Below are 2,180 nucleotides of genomic sequence, written 5' to 3'. Positions count from 1 at the left end.
CAGGTCCCCGTTTTACTTTGCCAGCCGTCCCTCATTTACGCTGCAAAACAGTCCATCGACTTCCGTGCTCACGCTCAGATACCCAGCTCGAATCCGGCCTTGTAGGCGCTGTAGTCGTCACATACCAGCTTGCCACGCCATTTGCCGAGAAAGGTGCGAGCATGTTCGCCAGCGCGGCTATCGGCGAAGTCATAGACCACTGCGCGCACGTCGGCGAACCGCGTGGTGGCATACGCCCATACGTATGCACGCTGCGTCTTTCCTTTACCGGGAACCAGCATCTGCACCGGCGTCTCATCAGCATGCAGCACATTGTGCTGCAGAAGCTCCTGGCGAAGCGCGTCAATCAACGGCTGCAACCGTACCCCACAAACGCCGACCCACTCGCCGAGGGTCGATTGTGGAATCGCCAGGCCCGCGCGCTCGAAGATGCGTTCCTGACGGTACAACGGCAAGTGATCGCCGTACTTGGCGACGAGCACTTGCGCGAGCAACCCGGCGGTTGGAATGCCCTTGTCGATCACATGAGGCGGAACAGCCGCTTGAATTAGCGTCTCGCAGGCCTTGCAGGCCCACTTGCCGCGGATATGGCGCTCGACCGTGAACACGCCTGGCGTATAGTCCAGTTTCTCGCTGATGTCCTCGCCGATACGCACGCGCTGGCAACCGCAGGAGCACGTCTTGTCGTCGGGTTCATGGCGGATGTCAGTGCGCGGCAAGTCCAGAGGCAGCGGTGTGCGTCTGGGCTTCTGACGTTGTTTATCCGGTGGGGTATCCGGCTGCAACTGCTCAAGTTCGATTTCGAGTGCGGCAAGATCGGCGTCGATGGCCTCATTGAGCAGACTCATCTGCTCGACGTTGAGCTGCTCGCTGCGCTTGCCGAATTGCAGGCGCTTGAGCACGGCAATCTCGTGTGTGAGCTGGTCAATGCGCGTCTGACGGTAGCGCAGTTCCCGGTCCTTCTCGCCGACCTGAGCCATCAACTGCGCAGCCAGTGTGCGCAGCTCGTCGGGGCTCAGAGCATCGAGGTTGGCAGGCAGGTTCATGCGGCCAGTCTGCCAGAACCCAACCCGCTGCGGAAGCAAGCCAGTTTACGGCTTTGGGGCTATTACACGACCGTGATCGCGTGATCGTGTGTGAGCGTCTGCCAGGGTAGCCCCGTCACCAGCGCTCGCAGTTGCTCGGGATTCAGAGCGGTGGCGATCGCCTGGTCTCCACTCGTCCAGATGAACCGCCCCTTGTTCAGGCGGCGCGCGGCCAGCCAGATACCGAACCCGTCGTACACCAGCACCTTCATGCGCGTCGAGTGCTTGTTGGCAAACAGATAGGCGTGGTGCGGCCGTGCCGCGCCGAACACCTTCACGACACGCGCAAGGATCGTATCGATGCCCGCGCGCATGTCGATGGGCTCGGTTGCCAGCCAGATCGCGTCGATGCGGATCATCGCAGCCACCCTTGCAACCAGGCGGCGCAATCTGCTGCAGCGGAAAGCGCCAGCGCACCTCGACGGTCGCCGCCCCTCAGCGCACTTCGATCTGAATCTCCGTCGAAGCAGGCACCGCGCCCGGCGCTTGCAGTTGCAGCGGAACGAACTCCGCCGGCGGCACGCTCATCGACTGGCGCGCCTCGCGCGCGACGTCCTGCTCCTCCTGCGCGGCCACCCAACGACGCAACAAATTCGCATTCAACTGGTAATGCATCGCGACCGCGGCGATCGACACATTCGGCTGCATCGCCGCACGGATTACCTTCTCCTTGAATTCCTTGCTGTGGCGACGGCGCCGTGTCGGCTGCACTACCTCAGAAACTGCCTCATTCTCGTTCATAGCGTACACGTGTCCATTAAAAGAATTGCTGGACACGATCGTCGCTTTCATAACCCGCTGGTTCAAGGCGACATTGCCGGGCGCTTACGCCCTTTTTTGGGAAGGGTCGGGTAATTTCTTATGATTTAAACGGTGTTGACCAAGGGAGTGAGGTACTGGTCAAAATTTTTGAATTGTTTTCGGTGGGGATTCGTCGGTGAGGCTGACTTGGAATTCTGGGCTCAGTACTGACGAAGGAGGCAGGTCACAGCCTCGCGCGGAACCGACTGCCCTTCCGGGCGCCGTAAACGCAGCAACCCCGCTTTTGAGGGCGGGGTTGGTGCATGGGGTAAGGAGCCTGACGATTACCTACTT

The 2,180-nt window shown here is 60.6% G+C and carries 2 protein-coding genes and 1 pseudogene; all 3 read right to left on the bottom strand.

Annotated elements, in window-relative coordinates; genetic code table 11:
• Window positions 1–77: 77 nt before the first annotated feature.
• Window positions 78–1,046: pseudogene (gene tnpC, locus J8I87_RS43765) on the bottom strand (IS66 family transposase); the annotation flags it as partial.
• Between the two features lie 62 nt (window positions 1,047–1,108).
• A complete protein-coding gene (gene tnpB, locus J8I87_RS43760; RefSeq protein ID WP_209938856.1) occupies window positions 1,109–1,444 on the bottom strand; it encodes an IS66 family insertion sequence element accessory protein TnpB in 336 nt (111 codons plus the stop codon).
• A gap of 76 nt (window positions 1,445–1,520) precedes the next feature.
• Window positions 1,521–1,877 carry a transposase gene (locus tag J8I87_RS43755; RefSeq protein ID WP_245254626.1) on the bottom strand — a complete coding sequence of 119 codons (357 nt, stop codon included), beginning with the start codon at window positions 1,875–1,877 and terminating at the stop codon, window positions 1,521–1,523.
• Between the last annotated feature and the right edge of the window lie 303 nt (window positions 1,878–2,180).

Source organism: Paraburkholderia sp. LEh10, from assembly GCF_017814945.1.
In the GTDB taxonomy this organism is placed as follows: Bacteria; Pseudomonadota; Gammaproteobacteria; order Burkholderiales; family Burkholderiaceae; genus Paraburkholderia.
This window is presented reverse-complemented; position numbering and strand designations above follow the sequence as displayed.

Excerpts from the sequence above, each read along its gene's own strand:
- tnpB (WP_209938856.1), bottom strand. The coding sequence starts at position 1,444 with ATGATCCGCATCGACGCGATCTGGCTGGCAACCGAGCCCATCGACATG.
- J8I87_RS43755 (WP_245254626.1), bottom strand. The coding sequence starts at position 1,877 with ATGAAAGCGACGATCGTGTCCAGCAATTCTTTTAATGGACACGTGTAC.